This is a genomic window from Pseudomonas sp. C321 (genome assembly GCF_055407105.1).
Map to the genome: position 1 here is coordinate 290,301 of NZ_JBUZRB010000005.1, position 16,341 is coordinate 306,641.

At 58.2% G+C, this 16,341-nt stretch carries 13 protein-coding genes, 4 tRNA genes and 1 pseudogene; 8 read left to right on the top strand and 10 right to left on the bottom strand.

The window, feature by feature from the left end:
• Positions 1-32: 32 nt before the first annotated feature.
• The 6 genes and pseudogenes from clpP to ACZRJ6_RS17085 all read right to left on the bottom strand — a co-directional run bounded on the left by clpP (position 33) and on the right by ACZRJ6_RS17085 (position 3,151).
• A complete protein-coding gene (clpP, locus tag ACZRJ6_RS17060) occupies positions 33-674 on the bottom strand; it encodes an ATP-dependent Clp endopeptidase proteolytic subunit ClpP (RefSeq protein ID WP_133100316.1) in 642 nt (213 codons plus the stop codon).
• A 92-nt stretch (positions 675-766) separates the two neighbouring features.
• A pseudogene (gene tig / locus ACZRJ6_RS17065) lies at positions 767-2,077 on the bottom strand (trigger factor).
• Positions 2,078-2,665: 588 nt separating this feature from the next.
• A tRNA-His gene (locus ACZRJ6_RS17070) sits at positions 2,666-2,741 on the bottom strand.
• 85 nt (positions 2,742-2,826) lie between these two features.
• A tRNA-Leu gene (locus ACZRJ6_RS17075) sits at positions 2,827-2,911 on the bottom strand.
• A gap of 55 nt (positions 2,912-2,966) precedes the next feature.
• Positions 2,967-3,042 (bottom strand) — tRNA-His (locus ACZRJ6_RS17080).
• Between the two features lie 32 nt (positions 3,043-3,074).
• Positions 3,075-3,151: transfer RNA gene (locus ACZRJ6_RS17085), tRNA-Arg, on the bottom strand.
• Positions 3,152-3,426: 275 nt separating this feature from the next.
• On the opposite strand from ACZRJ6_RS17085, the gene folD reads away from it, so the two are divergent.
• Together folD and pbpG are read left to right on the top strand one after the other, a co-directional pair.
• Positions 3,427-4,281: a bifunctional methylenetetrahydrofolate dehydrogenase/methenyltetrahydrofolate cyclohydrolase FolD gene (gene folD, locus ACZRJ6_RS17090; protein ID WP_463969401.1), complete on the top strand. Its 855-nt coding sequence runs from the start codon at positions 3,427-3,429 to the stop codon at positions 4,279-4,281.
• A 208-nt stretch (positions 4,282-4,489) separates the two neighbouring features.
• Positions 4,490-5,425, top strand: a complete 936-nt coding sequence (gene pbpG, locus ACZRJ6_RS17095; protein ID WP_463969400.1) for a D-alanyl-D-alanine endopeptidase — start codon at positions 4,490-4,492, stop codon at positions 5,423-5,425.
• Between the two features lie 53 nt (positions 5,426-5,478).
• Here the strand turns inward: pbpG and ACZRJ6_RS17100 are convergent, their stop codons facing one another.
• Positions 5,479-6,156 (bottom strand): peptidase C39 family protein, encoded by a 678-nt coding sequence (locus tag ACZRJ6_RS17100; protein ID WP_463969597.1) that lies wholly within the window; start codon positions 6,154-6,156, stop codon positions 5,479-5,481.
• Between the two features lie 210 nt (positions 6,157-6,366).
• On the opposite strand from ACZRJ6_RS17100, the gene ACZRJ6_RS17105 reads away from it, so the two are divergent.
• Entirely contained in the window at positions 6,367-6,528 is a 162-nt protein-coding gene (locus tag ACZRJ6_RS17105) for a hypothetical protein (protein WP_463969399.1), read from the top strand.
• Between the two features lie 149 nt (positions 6,529-6,677).
• Here the strand turns inward: ACZRJ6_RS17105 and ACZRJ6_RS17110 are convergent, their stop codons facing one another.
• Together ACZRJ6_RS17110 and ACZRJ6_RS17115 are read right to left on the bottom strand one after the other, a co-directional pair.
• The gene (locus ACZRJ6_RS17110) at positions 6,678-7,961 is read right to left on the bottom strand and encodes a Zn-dependent hydrolase (protein WP_463969398.1); all 1,284 of its coding nucleotides are present in this window, start codon (positions 7,959-7,961) and stop codon (positions 6,678-6,680) included.
• 32 nt (positions 7,962-7,993) lie between these two features.
• Positions 7,994-9,478, bottom strand: a complete 1,485-nt coding sequence (locus ACZRJ6_RS17115; protein WP_463969397.1) for an NCS1 family nucleobase:cation symporter-1 — start codon at positions 9,476-9,478, stop codon at positions 7,994-7,996.
• Between the two features lie 602 nt (positions 9,479-10,080).
• On the opposite strand from ACZRJ6_RS17115, the gene hydA reads away from it, so the two are divergent.
• The 3 genes from hydA (at position 10,081) to preA (ending at position 14,256) form a co-directional block, all read left to right on the top strand.
• Positions 10,081-11,520 (top strand): dihydropyrimidinase, encoded by a 1,440-nt coding sequence (gene hydA / locus ACZRJ6_RS17120; RefSeq protein WP_463969396.1) that lies wholly within the window; start codon positions 10,081-10,083, stop codon positions 11,518-11,520.
• Between the two features lie 93 nt (positions 11,521-11,613).
• On the top strand, positions 11,614-12,981 hold the full coding sequence (locus ACZRJ6_RS17125) for an NAD(P)-dependent oxidoreductase (RefSeq protein WP_463969395.1): 1,368 nt from the start codon (positions 11,614-11,616) through the stop codon (positions 12,979-12,981).
• Entirely contained in the window at positions 12,982-14,256 is a 1,275-nt protein-coding gene (gene preA, locus ACZRJ6_RS17130) for an NAD-dependent dihydropyrimidine dehydrogenase subunit PreA (RefSeq protein ID WP_463969394.1), read from the top strand.
• Positions 14,257-14,337: 81 nt separating this feature from the next.
• Here preA and ACZRJ6_RS17135 read toward each other — a convergent pair whose 3' ends face one another.
• A complete protein-coding gene (locus ACZRJ6_RS17135) occupies positions 14,338-14,958 on the bottom strand; it encodes a TetR/AcrR family transcriptional regulator (RefSeq protein WP_149415041.1) in 621 nt (206 codons plus the stop codon).
• A 116-nt stretch (positions 14,959-15,074) separates the two neighbouring features.
• Here ACZRJ6_RS17135 and copC point away from each other — a divergent pair, with 116 nt between their 5' ends.
• Both copC and copD read left to right on the top strand, forming a co-directional pair.
• A complete protein-coding gene (copC, locus tag ACZRJ6_RS17140) occupies positions 15,075-15,440 on the top strand; it encodes a copper homeostasis periplasmic binding protein CopC (RefSeq protein ID WP_463969393.1) in 366 nt (121 codons plus the stop codon).
• A 3-nt stretch (positions 15,441-15,443) separates the two neighbouring features.
• Positions 15,444-16,301, top strand: a complete 858-nt coding sequence (gene copD, locus ACZRJ6_RS17145; RefSeq protein WP_463969392.1) for a copper homeostasis membrane protein CopD — start codon at positions 15,444-15,446, stop codon at positions 16,299-16,301.
• Positions 16,302-16,341: the final 40 nt, after the last annotated feature.

The window sequence follows — 16,341 nt, forward strand, 5'->3', positions numbered from 1 at the left end:
TCAGTTAAACCAACCACCTACATTTGGGCTGCTTAGGCAGGCATGTGACGCTTCTGCATGACCGAGTCGATCAGCCCGTATTCGGCTGCGCGCTCGGCACTCATGAAGTTATCACGTTCGGTGTCGCGCTCAATGGTTTCGAGGCTTTGACCAGTGTGATGGGCCAACAACGTATTGAGGCGCAGGCGAATATTCTTGATTTCCTCAGCATGAATGAGGATATCGGTCGCTTGCCCCTGGAAACCACCTAGCGGCTGGTGAATCATCATCCGCGAGTTCGGCAGGCAGAAACGCTTGCCCGCTGCGCCACCGGCGAGCAGAAAAGCACCCATGCTGCAGGCTTGGCCGATGCAGGTAGTGGAGACGTCAGGCTTGATGAACTGCATGGTGTCATAGATCGACATCCCCGCAGTGACCGAACCACCTGGCGAGTTAATGTAAAGATGGATGTCCTTGTCCGGATTTTCCGCTTCAAGGAACAGCAGTTGCGCCGCGACCAGGTTGGCCATGTAGTCTTCTACCGGGCCAATCAGGAAGATCACTCGTTCCTTGAGGAGGCGCGAGTAGATGTCATAGGCGCGCTCGCCACGGGCGGACTGCTCGATAACCATCGGGACCAGGCCGCCTGCGGCCTGGATGTCAGAACTCTGCTGATAATAAGAATTGCGGGACATGTCCTGCAGTCACTCCCAAATAGTCATGTCTTGAATACGCATAAGCCAGCGCGAGGCTGGCTTATGTGTGCATTTTCAAACGTGTCGGACAATCAGTCGGCTTGTGCTGCTTCCGCCGGCTTGACTGCTTCTTCGTAAGAGACCGATTTATCGGTCACGCTAGCCTTCTGCAGAACAGTATCCACAACTTGCTCTTCCAGCACAACCGAACGCACTTCGTTCAGCTGCTGGTCGTTCTTGTAGTACCAGGACACAACCTGCTCAGGTTCCTGGTAAGCCGAGGCCATTTCCTGGATCAGCTCACGAACGCGGGTTTCGTCAGGCTTGAGGTCGAACTGCTTGACCACTTCAGCCACAACCAGGCCCAGAACAACACGGCGCTTGGCTTGCTCTTCGAACAGCTCGGCCGGCAGTTGATCAGGCTTGATGTTGCCACCGAACTGCTGAACAGCCTGCACGCGCAGACGATCGACTTCGTTGGACAGCAGAGCCTTAGGCACTTCGATCGGGTTGGCGGCCAGCAGACCGTCCATGACCTGGTTCTTGACCTTGGACTTGATAGCCTGACGCAGTTCACGCTCCATGTTCTTGCGAACTTCGGTGCGGAAGCCTTCGATACCGGTTTCCTTGATACCGAACTGGTTGAAGAACTCTTCGTTCAGCTCTGGCAGCTTAGGCTCGGAAACGGTGTTGACCGTCACGGTGAACTCGGCGGCTTTGCCAGCCAAGTCCAGGTTCTGGTAGTCAGCCGGGAAAGTCAGGTTCAGAACACGCTCTTCGCCGGCTTTAGCGCCAACCAGACCATCTTCGAAACCAGGGATCATGCGGTTGGAGCCCAGCACCAACTGAGTACCCTTGGCGGAGCCGCCAGCGAATACTTCACCGTCAACCTTGCCAACGAAATCGATGTTCAACTAGTCTTCGTTCTGGGCGGCGCGCTCGGCCACTTCAAAGCGAGTGTTCTGCTTGCGCAGGATTTCCAGCATGTTGTCCAGATCCGAATCAGCCACTTCAGCGCTGAGGCGCTCGATGGCGATGGATTCGAAACCGGCAACGGTGAACTCAGGGAATACTTCGAAAACTGCAACGTATTCCAGATCCTTGCCCGCTTCCAGCGATTTAGGCTCGATGGAAGGCGCGCCAGCCGGGTTCAACTTTTGCTCGACAACAGCTTCGTAAAAGGAGGACTGGATTACGTCGCCTACAGCTTCCTGGCGCGCATCAGCACCAAAGCGGCGCTTGATTTCGCTCATCGGCACTTTGCCTGGACGGAAACCAGCGATCTTGGCCTTTTGGGCAGTCTGCTGCAGACGCTTGTTGACCTGAGTCTCGATGCGTTCAGCCGGCACGGTGATGCTCATGCGGCGCTCAAGAGCAGAAGTATTTTCAACAGAAACTTGCATGGATATTCCTCGTTGCACAGACGTTAGCCGGCCGTTTCCGACCCCAGAATCAAGGGCATGCATTCTAGTGGGTCAAACTCAAGAAGTCACCCTACTGAAAACGGGTAAAAAAACAGCAGGCCATTTATAGGAGCGAATGCAGGAATGCACCTCGCCCCGCTAGCAATACATCCCTTCACGCCAAGGCCCTGCGCCAACACTTCTATATATAGAAGCGATTGTCGATCAGCTCCCTGACAGCCGACCCACAAACGGGATCGGCGGACACGGCGGCATCATCGAGAAACATAAATACGACGAAACACCCTATCCCTGCAGCCCAATACCTGCGACCACGCTGAAACTCAAGCCACTTAAATAAAAACGGCACAGCCCTTTTTCAGGTGCTGCGCCGTTATCTGCTATTAAATAGCTGCACTGACCCCGATGTAACCGGATCAGCTCCATGCGTTCAAAACCGGCAGCGATTCTAACGCCAAGGCATTGAGAATGCTTGTTTTTTTCTTGACTTCGAGAATGCGCAACAACAAAGGCAGAAAAAACAGCATAAAAAAAGCGCCAGACTATTAATCTGGCGCTTTCTAAATATGGGGTGGACGAAGGGGATCGAACCCTCGACAACGGGAGTCACAATCCCGTGCTCTACCAACTGAGCTACGCCCACCATTGTAGCGTGACCAAAAAATCCCACTAGAACGGATTTTTTGTTGAGCTTTACTAAAGGCAGTAGACCCAAGTAAGGCTTGATTTGGTGCGGATGAAGAGACTCGAACTCTTACACCTTGCGGCGCTGGAACCTAAATCCAGTGTGTCTACCAATTCCACCACATCCGCGGTTGAAGCTCTTAAAGCAAAGGCGCCAGACTGTTAATCTGGCGCCTTTTAAATATGGGGTGGACGAAGGGGATCGAACCCTCGACAACGGGAGTCACAATCCCGTGCTCTACCAACTGAGCTACGCCCACCATATAGCGCTACTTGTGCCAAAGCTGCCTAATGGCGCACCCGGCAGGACTCGAACCTGCGACCATCCGCTTAGAAGGCGGATGCTCTATCCAGCTGAGCTACGGGCGCTTTATTAATCTGTACTCTTTGAGGATTACAAACTAAGTGCTTCCAGCCTTACAGAACAAACATTCTGCTCGACCTTCTTAACCAGTGCTAGGCTGTGCCCGACAAGTGCGACGAATAGTATAGACGCCCCCGGAACTCGTCAAATCCTTTTTAAAAAAAACTCATTTTATTTAAGGGGTTAGGGGAATTTACAGACCAAGCGCCTTTGCCCTCACGTCCTGGCGTGCGAGAATGCGCGCACTTTTCTTCCCCTTCTCGATGGTTAATCACGCGTAATGACTGCACAACTTATCGACGGCAAAACGATCGCCGCCAGCCTGCGCCAGCAGATCGCCAAACGTGTCGCTGAGCGTCGCCAGCAGGGCCTGCGCACGCCTGGCCTCTCGGTGATTCTGGTCGGCAGTGATCCCGCCTCTCAGGTTTATGTCTCGCACAAGCGTAAAGACTGTGAAGAGGTCGGCTTTATTTCCAAGGCCTATGACTTGCCTTCCGATACCACCCAGCAGGCACTCACCGACCTGATCGAGAGCCTCAACGACGACCCGAAGATCGACGGCATCCTGCTTCAGCTGCCGTTACCCCAGCATCTGGATGCGTCCAAACTGCTGGAATGCATTCGCCCGGATAAAGACGTCGACGGCTTCCATCCTTATAACGTCGGCCGCCTGGCCCAACGCATTCCGCTGCTGCGGCCCTGCACCCCGAAGGGCATCATGACCCTGCTGGAAAGCACCGGCGTCGACCTCTATGGTCTGGATGCGGTCGTAGTCGGCGCTTCCAACATTGTCGGTCGCCCGATGGCAATGGAATTGCTGCTGGCCGGTTGCACCGTGACCGTCACCCACCGTTTTACCAAGGACCTGGCCGGCCACGTCGGCCGGGCGGACCTGGTGGTGGTCGCCGCCGGCAAGCCAGGCCTGGTGAAAGGTGAATGGATCAAGGAAGGCGCCATCGTCATCGACGTCGGCATTAACCGTCAGGAAGACGGCAAGCTGGTGGGCGATGTGGTGTACGAAACCGCCCTGCCCCGTGCCGGCTGGATCACCCCGGTTCCGGGCGGCGTCGGCCCAATGACCCGTGCCTGCCTGCTGGAAAACACGCTGTATGCTGCAGAAACCCTGCACGACTAATAACCAGCCGCTCTGAAAAAGCCCTGCCTTATGGCGGGGCTTTTTATTGCCCCGAAAATAACTGCTTTTTTCTTTGTTTTTAAGAGCTTTAGTCTGGTTCTGGAAGAACATTCGACAGTTTCTGATCCATACTTCTAAAATGTAACGTCATTTTTCAGAAAGCCCGTTGCAGAACGGTATACCCCTACTTTTTAGCGAGTTCATCCGCGTGAAAATTCGTATCTCTATCATCAGCCTATTTTTTGCATTTACAGGCACCTTCGCCAGCGCCAGCGAAACCACCCTCGCCCCACGCGACACCTCGCAACTGCACCTTGCCTCCGGCAGTGCAATGCTGGTGGACCTGCAGACCAACAAAGTCATCTACGCCAGTAACCCCGATGTTGTCGTGCCCATCGCCTCCGTCACCAAATTGATGACCGGGATGGTCGTGCTGGATGCCAAGCAGAACATGGATGAGTACATCTCCATCAACATCACTGACACCCCGGAAATGAAAGGTGTGTTCTCGCGGGTCAAGATCAACAGCGAAATGCCTCGTAAAGAGATGCTGCTGATCACCCTGATGTCTTCGGAAAACCGCGCCGCGGCCAGCCTTGCCCATCATTATCCGGGCGGCTACGCAGCCTTTATCGCAGCGATGAACGCCAAGGCCAAGGCCCTGGGCATGACTAGCACCCATTATGTCGAGCCCACCGGCTTGTCGATTCATAACGTCTCGACCGCCAGGGACTTGAGCAAGCTGGTACAGGCTGCGCATAAATACCCGATGCTCACGCAACTGAGCACCACCAAGGAAAAAACCGTGTCTTTCCGCAAACCCAGCTACACCCTGGGTTTCTCCAACACCGACCACCTCGTCAACCGTGCCAACTGGGACATCAAGCTGACCAAGACCGGCTTTACCAATCAGGCCGGTCACTGCCTGGTGCTGGTCACCAGCATGGGTAACCGTCCGGTGTCGCTGGTGATCCTCGATGCCTTTGGCAAATTCACCCACTTTGCCGATGCCAGCCGCATTCGCAAATGGGTAGAGACCGGCAAAAGCGGCTCAGTGCCGGACGTAGCTCTGCAATACAAGGCCGACAAGAATCTCAAAAATCGCCAGAGCGGGACAGCCCAGGTTTCCGAGGCACACCGCTAATCAAAGCAGGCCCCCTGCAGGAGCAGGCTTGCTCCTGCACAAGACGGTTTTTACTATTTCATCGGTTTGCCGGCCAGCACCTTCAGTGCCTGGGCTGCAGCCTGTTCCTGCCCGGCCTGAGCAAGCTCGTTGGCTGCTTTCTGCCAGCGTCCGGCATCCACGTTCGCCGGCAGCTGACTTGGCCGCTGGATCAGGATCGCCCAGTGACCGGCGCTTTTCCAGGCAGACTCAAAGGCACTGAAGCCCATCAGCTGTCGCCGGTTCATTCCCACCCGAAACAACACCGTACTCTTCTGCTGGTTGTAGCCGACCAGCACGGCGTAGCGTGGCCCAGCCCAGAAGGTCGATCCCTCGGTGATCCGTACCATCACCGGATACCCGGCGGCCACTTGTGCCAACAGTGCCGGCAGCTTGGCATCCAGCGGATACACCAGCATCCCGTATTCGCGCGCCAGCACCTGCATATTGTGCTCAAGGTCAGCTTCCGCGCCTGGAAGGTGCAGCGGCTTATCCAGCAAACCCGGTGTAATCACAATGCCTTGTTGCGACAGCATGCTGGCCAAGGCAGCGGGACCGCTCTGATAGGCCTCACTGCGAAACACCGGCACGCCGTTGAGTTCAACACGCTCAGGCAAGCCCCGGATTTTCGAGGGTTGCCCGGCACAGGCTGCAAGTCCAAGGACACAGGCTGCCACCAGCAGGGAGGTTTTAACGTTCGGCAGTAAGCGCAACTTCTTCACTCTCTTGATCATCTGCAGGCGTGGGCCTCGATCATAGGGCGCTCTGGAACCTGGGTATAGCCTTGAGCCGCAGTAAATGGCCGGGGATAGAGCAAACAAGTTGCACGCTTCGACCATTGGTCAATAGCGCGCAACCACCCGGCAGCTAGACTGTCCATGAGAAGACAGTGCGTGCCCTGCAAAGGGCGAAAGGAGGCACTTATGAGCCTGACAACAACGATTTTTTTCTTGGTTTGTGGCTGGCTGGCCGTCGCCGGCGCCATGCTGTGGGGCGTATTACGCATTACCCGCCGCCACCATCATCCGCAAACCAGGCCCGCAGTAACCAGCAAGTCGCGCAAACCCACCGCGCACCATGCCTAGGGGATCACCCCGGTATGCAGTTGAAGTCCTGGGTCTGCACCACTTCCTGGCCGTGGCCGTCCGTCATCAATGCCCTTTGCGTCCACCCGCTCGGCCATCAGAAGGCTGATCGTTCCCGTTCACTCCGCGCGGGAACGATCATCCAGGAGTCAGGCAGCCAGCTTACCGCTGGCAATTGCCTGTGACGCCGCCACCATCGCCCGCAACAACACCGCACACCCCGCCGCCAGATCATCCGGCGCAGCATTTTCGATTTCGTTGTGGCTGATGCCACCTTCGCACGGCACGAAGATCATCCCGGCCGGGCCGAGTTCGGCGACGAAGATCGCGTCGTGCCCTGCCCCGCTGACGATGTCCATGCTCGACAGGCCCAAACCGTTAGCGGCATCACGCACGGCATCGACGCAGCCTTTGTCGAAGTACAGCGGCGGGAAGTCGGCGGTGGGTGTCATCTCGAACGTCAGGCCGTGTTTCTCGCAGGTATCGTCGATCACCTTGCGTACCTGGGCAATCATTGAATCAAGCCGTGCTGGCTCCAGGTGGCGGAAGTCCAACGTCATGCGCACTTCACCGGGGATGACGTTGCGTGAGCCGGGATAGGCTTGCAGGCATCCGACGGTGCCACAGGCATGGGGTTGATGACCAAGGGCGGCAGCGTTGACCGCGGCGACCACGGCGGCGGCGCCCACCAAGGCATCTTTACGCAGATGCATCGGCGTCGGGCCGGCGTGGGCTTCGACGCCGTGCAACTTCAGATCGAACCATTTCTGGCCGAGGGCGCCGAGCACCACGCCGATCGTTTTGCGTTCATCTTCGAGAATCGGGCCTTGTTCAATATGCGCCTCAAAATAGGCGCCCACCTTATGCCCGCTGACTGGCCGCGATCCGGCATAGCCAATGGCGTTCAGCGCATCACCCACCGTCACACCGTCAGCGTCGGTTTTGGCCAGGGTCTCTTCGAGAGTGAACTTCTCGGCAAACACCCCGGAACCCATCATGCACGGCGCAAAGCGCGAGCCTTCTTCGTTGGTCCACACAACAACTTCCAGTGGCGCTTCAGTTTCCACCTTGAGGTCGTTGAGTGTGCGCAACACTTCCACCCCGGCCAGCACGCCAAAACAACCGTCGAACTTGCCGCCGGTGGGTTGGGTGTCGATATGGCTGCCGGTCATCACCGGTGGCAGCGTGGGATTGCGCCCAGGGCGGCGGGCGAATATGTTGCCGACGCCATCGATGGTCACGGTACAGCCGGCTTCCTCGCACCACTTCACAAACAGGTCGCGAGCCTGGCGATCGAGGTCGGTCAGAGCCAGGCGGCAGACGCCGCCCTTGGGCGTGGCACCGAGCTTGGCCAGTTCCATCAGGGACAGCCACAAACGGTCGCGATTGATGTGCTGATGGGTGGATTGCAGAACGTCAAGGGCAGCGTTCATGGTGATTTCCTCAGGCTATTTCTTATGGTTTATTAAGGGGCTTTGACCGCCACCGGGCTGGCTCCGCGCTTCATGCACAAGCCGTAATACAACAACCCGCCCAGCGCTGAGCCGGTGAACCAGCCATAGCTGTAGAACCAGCTGAATGCATCACTGCCCAACGACAGCAACGTCAACACCACCGGCACGCCAAAGGCGATAAAGCCGTACCAATTCCACGCCGGATACACGTCATCGCGGTACAACCCAGCCAGGTCCAATTGCTGTTTCTTGATGATGAAGTAGTCCACCACCATGATCCCGGCAATCGGCCCCAACAGGCTTGAGTAACCCAGCAACCAATTGGAATAGACCGTTTCCAGGCTAACGTCGGAGACCAGCAGGCCAAGCTTTTTCAGCAGCTCATGGCCCATCAGCGCCAGCCCCACCAGGCCGGTGAGCACCACCGCCGTGGTGCGGTTGATCAACTTGGGCGCGATGTTCTGGAAGTCATTGGTGGGCGATACGATGTTCGCCGCGGTGTTGGTGGACAAGGTGGCAACGATGATCAGCAGCATGGCCACGGCCACCCACACCGGGCTCTGGATATGGCCGATCAAGGTCACCGGATCGGAAACGCTGACGCCCACCAGTTTCACCGATGCGGCGGTCATGATCACGCCGAGGGCAGCGAACAGGAACATGGTCAGCGGCAGGCCAAAAATCTGCCCGAGTATCTGGTCCTTCTGGCTTTTGGCATAGCGACTGAAGTCGGGAATATTCAGCGACAAGGTGGCCCAGAAACCGACCATCGCCGTCAGGCCCGCCATGAAGTAGCCGGTGAGGCTGGCGCCTTCGGGGCGCTTGGGCGGGATCGCCATCAACTCGGTCAGCGACACGTTGGGCAACGCCCACACCAGCAGGCCGACACCCACCAGCACCAACAGCGGCGCAGACAGGGTTTCCAGCCATTTGATCGACTCGGCGCCCCGCAGCACGACCCACAGGTTCAGCCCCCAGAAGATCATGAAACCGATCACTTCACCGGTGCCGCCCAACGATTTCCAACCCTCGAAAATCGAACCCAGGAACAGGTGAATCGCCAGCCCGCCAAACATCGTTTGGATACCGAACCAGCCGCACGCCACCAGGGCGCGAATCAGGCACGGCACGTTGGAGCCGATCACCCCGAAGGAGGAGCGCAGCAACACCGGAAATGGAATGCCGTACTTGGTACCGGGAAAGGCGTTGAGTGTCAGGGGAATGAGCACCACGACGTTGGCCAGCAGGATCGCTATCAACGCCTCGCCCACCGACAACCCAAAGTAGGCGGTGAGCACACCGCCAAGGGTGTAGGTCGGCACGCAGATCGACATACCGATCCACAGCGCGGTGATGTGCCATTTGTTCCAGGTGCGTTCGTGCACCTTGGTGGGTGCCATGTCGTGGTTGTAACGGGGGCTGTCGAGGACGTCGTCACCGACGTCGAGTTCGTACAGGCCGTCGCGTTCGATGACTTGCGATCTGTTCTGTTGCATGGCCGCTCCACGGTTTTTTCGAATTATTTTTGCTCATCCCACGCAGGACGCGGGATGGCCGGAGTACCTCGTTGACAACATGACATCACGGACCCGGCCAACCGCCACTGCACTCAATAACCGTGCCGCTAGCCGTCACTTCGTCCGCACCGCTTATATAACTCGCTGATGTTTATCAGCTTTATTGTTTCGACCGATCAACCCCTCGGTACTTGCAGCGTTACTCAGGCCAAATAACGCACAAGTTGTCCGAACCATCAGGACTCAATCTGGTGCAACACAATTATTTTTATTTCCTGCCCCCGTCAAGAGGCATGTCTCAAGCGCCTGATTTGCAATAAGAAATGTTGCTCATATTGGGAACCTGTCAAGTGCGTCAAAATGGTGAGAGGCCGCTACATTTTGGTGATTTTTATTTATTATCCTTATAAATCAACTACTTAATACACGCATAAGCTTATAAAAAATATTCTTGCTCATTCTAAAAACTCGGGCTAGCTTCTATTCCTGTCACCGCTGACAGGAATTAACCTTCCCAGCGGCGCGATGCATTACAACACTTAGAACTGGCATAAGCCGGTCAAGCCCGTGAGGAACTCGGCATGTCTCTGTTGATCCGTGGCGCCACCGTTATTACCCATGATGAAAGTTACCGAGCCGATGTCTTGTGCCTTGAGGGTCTAATCCGCGCTATTGGCACTGATCTGGATATTCCCGCTGGCACCGAGATACTCGACGGCAGCGGCCAATACCTGATGCCCGGCGGCATCGATCCCCATACCCATATGCAACTGCCCTTCATGGGCACCGTGGCCAGTGAAGACTTTTTCAGTGGTACGGCGGCAGGCCTGGCGGGCGGAACAACATCGATCATCGACTTTGTGATTCCCAACCCCCAGCAATCCTTGATGGACGCCTTTCACCAGTGGCGCGGCTGGGCGGAAAAATCAGCGGCCGACTACGGTTTTCACGTCGCCATCACCTGGTGGAGCGAGCAGGTGCGCGAAGAAATGGCCGAGCTGGTCAGCCATCACGGCATCAACAGCTTCAAGCATTTCATGGCTTACAAGAACGCAATCATGGCCGCCGACGACACCCTGGTGGCCAGCTTCGAACGCTGCCTGGAACTGGGCGCGGTGCCGACGGTGCATGCCGAAAACGGCGAGTTGGTCTATCACTTGCAACGCAAATTGATGGCCCAAGGCATCACCGGTCCCGAGGCTCATCCATTGTCCCGGCCTTCGCAGGTAGAAGGCGAAGCCGCCAGCCGCGCCATTCGCATCGCTGAAACCATCGGTACGCCGTTGTACCTGGTACACGTCTCGACCAAAGAGGCACTGGACGAAATCACCTACGCCCGCAGCAAGGGCCAACCGGTCTACGGCGAAGTCCTGGCCGGGCATTTGCTGCTGGACGACAGCGTCTACCAGCACCCCGACTGGCAAACCGCCGCCGGCTACGTGATGAGCCCGCCCTTCCGCCCGCGCGGGCATCAGGAAGCGTTATGGCATGGCCTGCAATCGGGCAACCTGCACACCACCGCCACCGACCATTGCTGCTTTTGCGCCGAGCAAAAAGCCGCTGGCCGTGACGATTTCAGCAAGATCCCCAACGGCACCGCCGGTATCGAAGACCGCATGGCGCTGTTGTGGGACGAAGGGGTCAATACCGGGCGGTTGTCGATGCAGGAGTTCGTCGCGCTGACCTCCACCAACACCGCGAAAATCTTCAACCTCTACCCGCGCAAAGGTGCGATCCGTGTCGGTGCCGATGCCGACCTGGTGCTCTGGGACCCCGAAGGCACGCGGACCATTTCCGCCAAGACCCACCATCAACAGGTGGACTTCAACATCTTCGAAGGCAAGACCGTGCGCGGCGTGCCCAGTCATACCATCAGCCAGGGCAAGTTGGTCTGGGTTGATGGCGATTTAAGAGCTGAGCGCGGTGCCGGACGCTATGTCGAACGGCCGGCGTATCCGTCGGTATTCGAGCAGTTGAGCAAGCGGGCTGAGCATTCCAGGCCAGTGGCTGTAAAACGCTGAGGCCGCCATTCGCGAGCAAGCCCGCGAAGGGGCCGGTACAAGCGACAAAAATGCCCGTTAGAGGCAATCCAAAAAAACCGTGAGGCCAATACCGTGATCCAGACCCTGAACCATCTTCCACACCCCCACGAAGATGCGGCCGCCCTCGCCGCCCATTTCACCGATCTGGCGCCGCCGCTCAACGCCCGGCAAGCGCAATTGGAAGCCTCGCGCTGCCTTTACTGCTATGACGCACCGTGCGTCAACGCATGCCCCAGCGAGATCGATATCCCGTCGTTCATTCGCAATATCCACACGGAAAACGTCCAGGGCGCGGCGCAGAAAATTCTCTCGGCCAACATCCTCGGCGGCAGTTGTGCCCGAGTGTGCCCGACAGAAATCCTCTGCCAGCAAGCCTGCGTGCGCAACAACGCCGAAGAATGCGCCCCGGTGCTGATCGGCCTGCTGCAGCGTTACGCCGTGGACAATGCGCACTTCAGCGAGCATCCGTTTCAGCGTGCCGCGCCCACCGGCAAGCGCATCGCCGTGGTCGGCGCAGGGCCGGCGGGTTTGTCCTGCGCCCATCGCAGCGCCCTGCACGGCCATGACGTGGTGATTTTCGAAGCGCGGGAAAAAGCTGGCGGCCTCAATGAATACGGGATCGCCAAGTACAAGCTGGTGGACGACTTCGCCCAGAAGGAACTGGACTTCCTCCTGCAGATCGGCGGCATCGAAATTCGCCATGGCCAGCGCCTGGGCGACAACCTGACCTTGAGTGAACTGCACCAGCAATTCGACGCGGTGTTCCTCGGCCTGGGTCTTGCCGCCAGCAAGCAATTGGGTCTACCTCACGAAGATGCGCCAGGCCTGGTCGCCGCCACCGACTATATCCGTGAACTGCGCCAGGCCGATGACCTCAGCCTACTGCCCTTGGCCGACCGCTGCATCGTCCTTGGCGCCGGCAACACCGCCATCGACATGGCCGTGCAAATGGCCCGCCTCGGCGCCCGCGACGTCAATCTGGTGTACCGCCGTGGCTTGAGCGAAATGGGCGCCACCGGCCATGAGCAAGACATCGCCAAGGCCAATCAGGTGCGCCTGCTGACGTGGGCCCAACCGGAGGAAATCTTGTTGGATGATCTGGGCCATGTGCGCGGCATGCGCTTTGCTCGCACACACATGGAAAATGGTCGCCTGCAGCCTACAGGCGAAACCTTCGAACTGGCCGCCGACGCCATCTTCAAGGCCATCGGCCAAGGTTTCGACGACGAGGCTCTGCACGATCCACTGGCCCACCAACTGCAACGCCAGGGCGACCGCATCTTCGTCGACGAACAGCTGCGCACCAGCATCCCCGGCGTGTATGCCGGCGGGGACTGCGTCAGTCTCGGCCAGGACCTCACCGTCCAGGCCGTCCAGCACGGCAAGTTGGCCGCCGAGGCCATGCACGCCCAACTCATGCTCAACGTGGAGGCTGCGTAAATGGCCGATCTCTCGATTGTCTTCGCCGGTATCAAAGCCCCCAATCCATTCTGGCTGGCCTCCGCGCCGCCCACCGACAAGGCCTACAACGTGGTCCGCGCCTTCGAAGCCGGCTGGGGTGGCGTGGTCTGGAAAACCCTTGGCGAGGACCCGGCGGCGGTCAACGTCTCGTCCCGTTACTCGGCGCACTATGGCGCCAATCGAGAAGTGCTGGGCATCAACAACATTGAGCTGATCACCGACCGTTCCCTAGAGATCAATCTGCGGGAAATCACCCAGGTGAAAAAAGACTGGCCGGATCGCGCCCTGATCGTGTCGTTGATGGTGCCGTGCATCGAAGAGTCCTGGAAACACATCCTGCCCCTGGTGGAAGCCACCGGCTGCGACGGCATCGAGCTGAACTTCGGCTGCCCCCACGGCATGCCGGAGCGGGGCATGGGCGCGGCGGTGGGCCAGGTACCGGAGTACGTGGAACAAGTGACACGCTGGTGCAAGACCTATTGCTCTCTGCCGGTGATCGTCAAGCTCACACCTAACATCACGGACATCCGCATCGCTGCCCGTGCGGCTTATCGCGGTGGCGCCGATGCGGTGTCGCTGATCAACACCATCAACTCCATCACCAGCGTCGACCTGGAACGCATGGTCGCCCTGCCGATGGTCGGCACCCAAAGTACCCACGGCGGCTACTGCGGTTCAGCAGTCAAGCCGATAGCCCTGAACATGGTCGCGGAAATCGCCCGCGACCCGCAGACCCAGGGCTTGCCGATCTGCGGGATTGGCGGCATTGGTAATTGGCGCGATGCGGCGGAGTTCGTCGCCATGGGCTGCGGCGCGGTGCAAGTGTGCACAGCGGCGATGCTCCATGGTTTTCGGATCGTCGAAGAAATGAAGGATGGGCTGTCGCGGTGGATGGACAGTCAGGGTTACGCCAATTTGCAGGAATTTTCCGGGCGGGCGGTGGGCAATACCACCGACTGGAAGTACCTGGACATCAACTATCAGGTGATTGCCAAGATTGATCAGGCCGCGTGTATTGGTTGTGGGCGCTGCCATATCGCTTGCGAAGACACCTCACACCAGGCCATTGCCAGCCTCAAGTTGCCAGATGGGACGCATAAATACGAAGTGATTGATGATGAGTGCGTGGGTTGCAATTTGTGCCAGATCACCTGCCCGGTGGCCGATTGCATAGAGATGGTGCCGGTGGATACAGGCAAGCCATTTCTCAACTGGACGCAGGACCCAAGGAATCCCTATCGGGAGGCGGTGTAATAACCTGACCTTCATCGGTGCCTGATAGGCACCGTTATCGCGGGCTTGCCCGCGATGAGGCCAGCGCTAATACCACAAGGCTCAAGGTTCCAAGCCAATCCCCCGCAAAATCACACTGGTCACCGTCTGCACCGCCCTTTCAAACTGCATGTCTGACAGCGGCGCGTGGTCGTTCAAAATCATCACCTGATGATCAAAGTCAGCATAGTGTTGGGTCGACGCCCAGATCATGTACAGCAGGCTCGACGGCTCCACCGGCAAGATGCGTTTGTCTTCCACCCATTGGCGAATTTTCGCCTCCTTCATCTTGGCCCAATCGTACAGGCTGGCGTCCAGCGCCTCACCGAGGGTCGGGGCACCGTGGATGATTTCGTTGGCCCAGACTTTCGAGCCATAGGGGCGACTGCGCGAATGCTGCATCTTGGCGCGGATGTAACTGCTGAGCACTACGCGGGGGTCATCGAACATCTCGAAGCACAGCGCGTCCTGCTTCCACACTTCCAGCAGGTCAAACAGCACCGCGCTGTACAGCTCACTTTTGGTGCTGAAGTAGTAATGCAGATTGGAGCGTGGCAGTTGCACTTCTTCGGCGATGTCGGCCATGGCGGTGCTGCCATAGCCCTTTTCGGCGAAGACCTTTTCAGCCGCCAGCAGAATCTTTTCGACGTTAACACGACGAATACCGATCTTGTGATTGCCCATAAGGGCTCCCTGACAACAACATGTCCCAGAGACTACCATCCGCTCTAGATCGGGGCGACAGGCCAAGCCGAAACTTCGTACACTGCCCCTCCTTTCCAGTTGATGGGTATTGAACCATGTTGATCAAGAAAACCCTCACCACCGTGGCCCTGCTCGCATCCTTGCTGGGTGCCTCGGCGGCATTTGCCCACGCGCACCTAAAAAGCGCTACCCCCGCAGCCGACAGCACTGTCGCCGCGCCGAAGGACGTGCGACTGACCTTCAGCGAAGGCATCGAAGCCACCTTCACCAAGGTCTCGCTGAGCAAGGACGGCACCGAAGTGGCGGTCAAGGGCCTGGAAACCCCGGACGCCGACAAGAAAGTCCTGGTGGTGACACCCGCTGCCCCCTTGGCCGCCGGCACCTACAAGGTCGAGTGGCACGCAGTGTCGGTCGACACCCACAAAAGCGAAGGCCGCTACAGCTTCAAGGTCGGCCAATAACCTATGGCCACGCTGCTGGTGCTGTGCCGTTTCCTGCATTTCATCGTCGTGCTGCTGATGTTCGGGGCCTGTGCATTCAGGCCCTGGCTGCTGGGCGCGAAACCGCAGCCGGTGCTGGACCGACAACTGACACGCATCACCCGTCTGCTGGCCTGGCTGGCCCTGGTTTCCGGGGTCGCCTGGCTATTGCTGATCACCGCCAGCATGGCGGGCTCCTGGCCAGCGGCGCTAGAGCTGTCGACCGTGCAGTTGGTGTTGGGCAAAACCTTCTTCGGTCAGGTCTGGACCTGGCACCTGCTGCTGAATGTTTTGCTGCTACTCAGTTTCATGATGCCCTGGACCGTCCTGCGCCTGCCGTTGAGCGCGCTGCTGCTGGCAACCCTGGCGCCGGTAGGCCATGGCGCCATGCTCGACGGTATCAGTGGGCAATTGTTGATCCTTAATCAAGTGCTGCATTTGGTCTGTGTCAGCGCCTGGCTCGGCGGTTTGCTGATGCTGGTGTTGATCCTCAGGCAATCTGCACACCCTCCACTGGAGCCGATCCTCAGACGCTTCAGCGGTGTTGGTTATGGCGTGGTGGCGGGCTTGCTGGTGACCGGTTTGATCAATGTTCGCGTCCTCACCGGGCAGTTCTGGCCGACGCCGCTGCTCACCGGTTTTGCCTTGATTCTGTTGATCAAAGTGCTGCTGGTGGCCGCAATGCTGGGGCTGGCGCTACTGAACCGACTGCGCATAAACAACTGCGAGCAGCGGCTGGCCACGCTGAGAGCCAGCGTGCTGCTGGAATGGCTACTGGGTGTGGCGGCCGTTGCGGCGGTTTCCCTGCTCGGCACCCTGCCGCCCATGGTCATGGCCGGATGAAACGGTGCTGCTTGTCGGTGCGGCGGTGGGCTAGCCAACA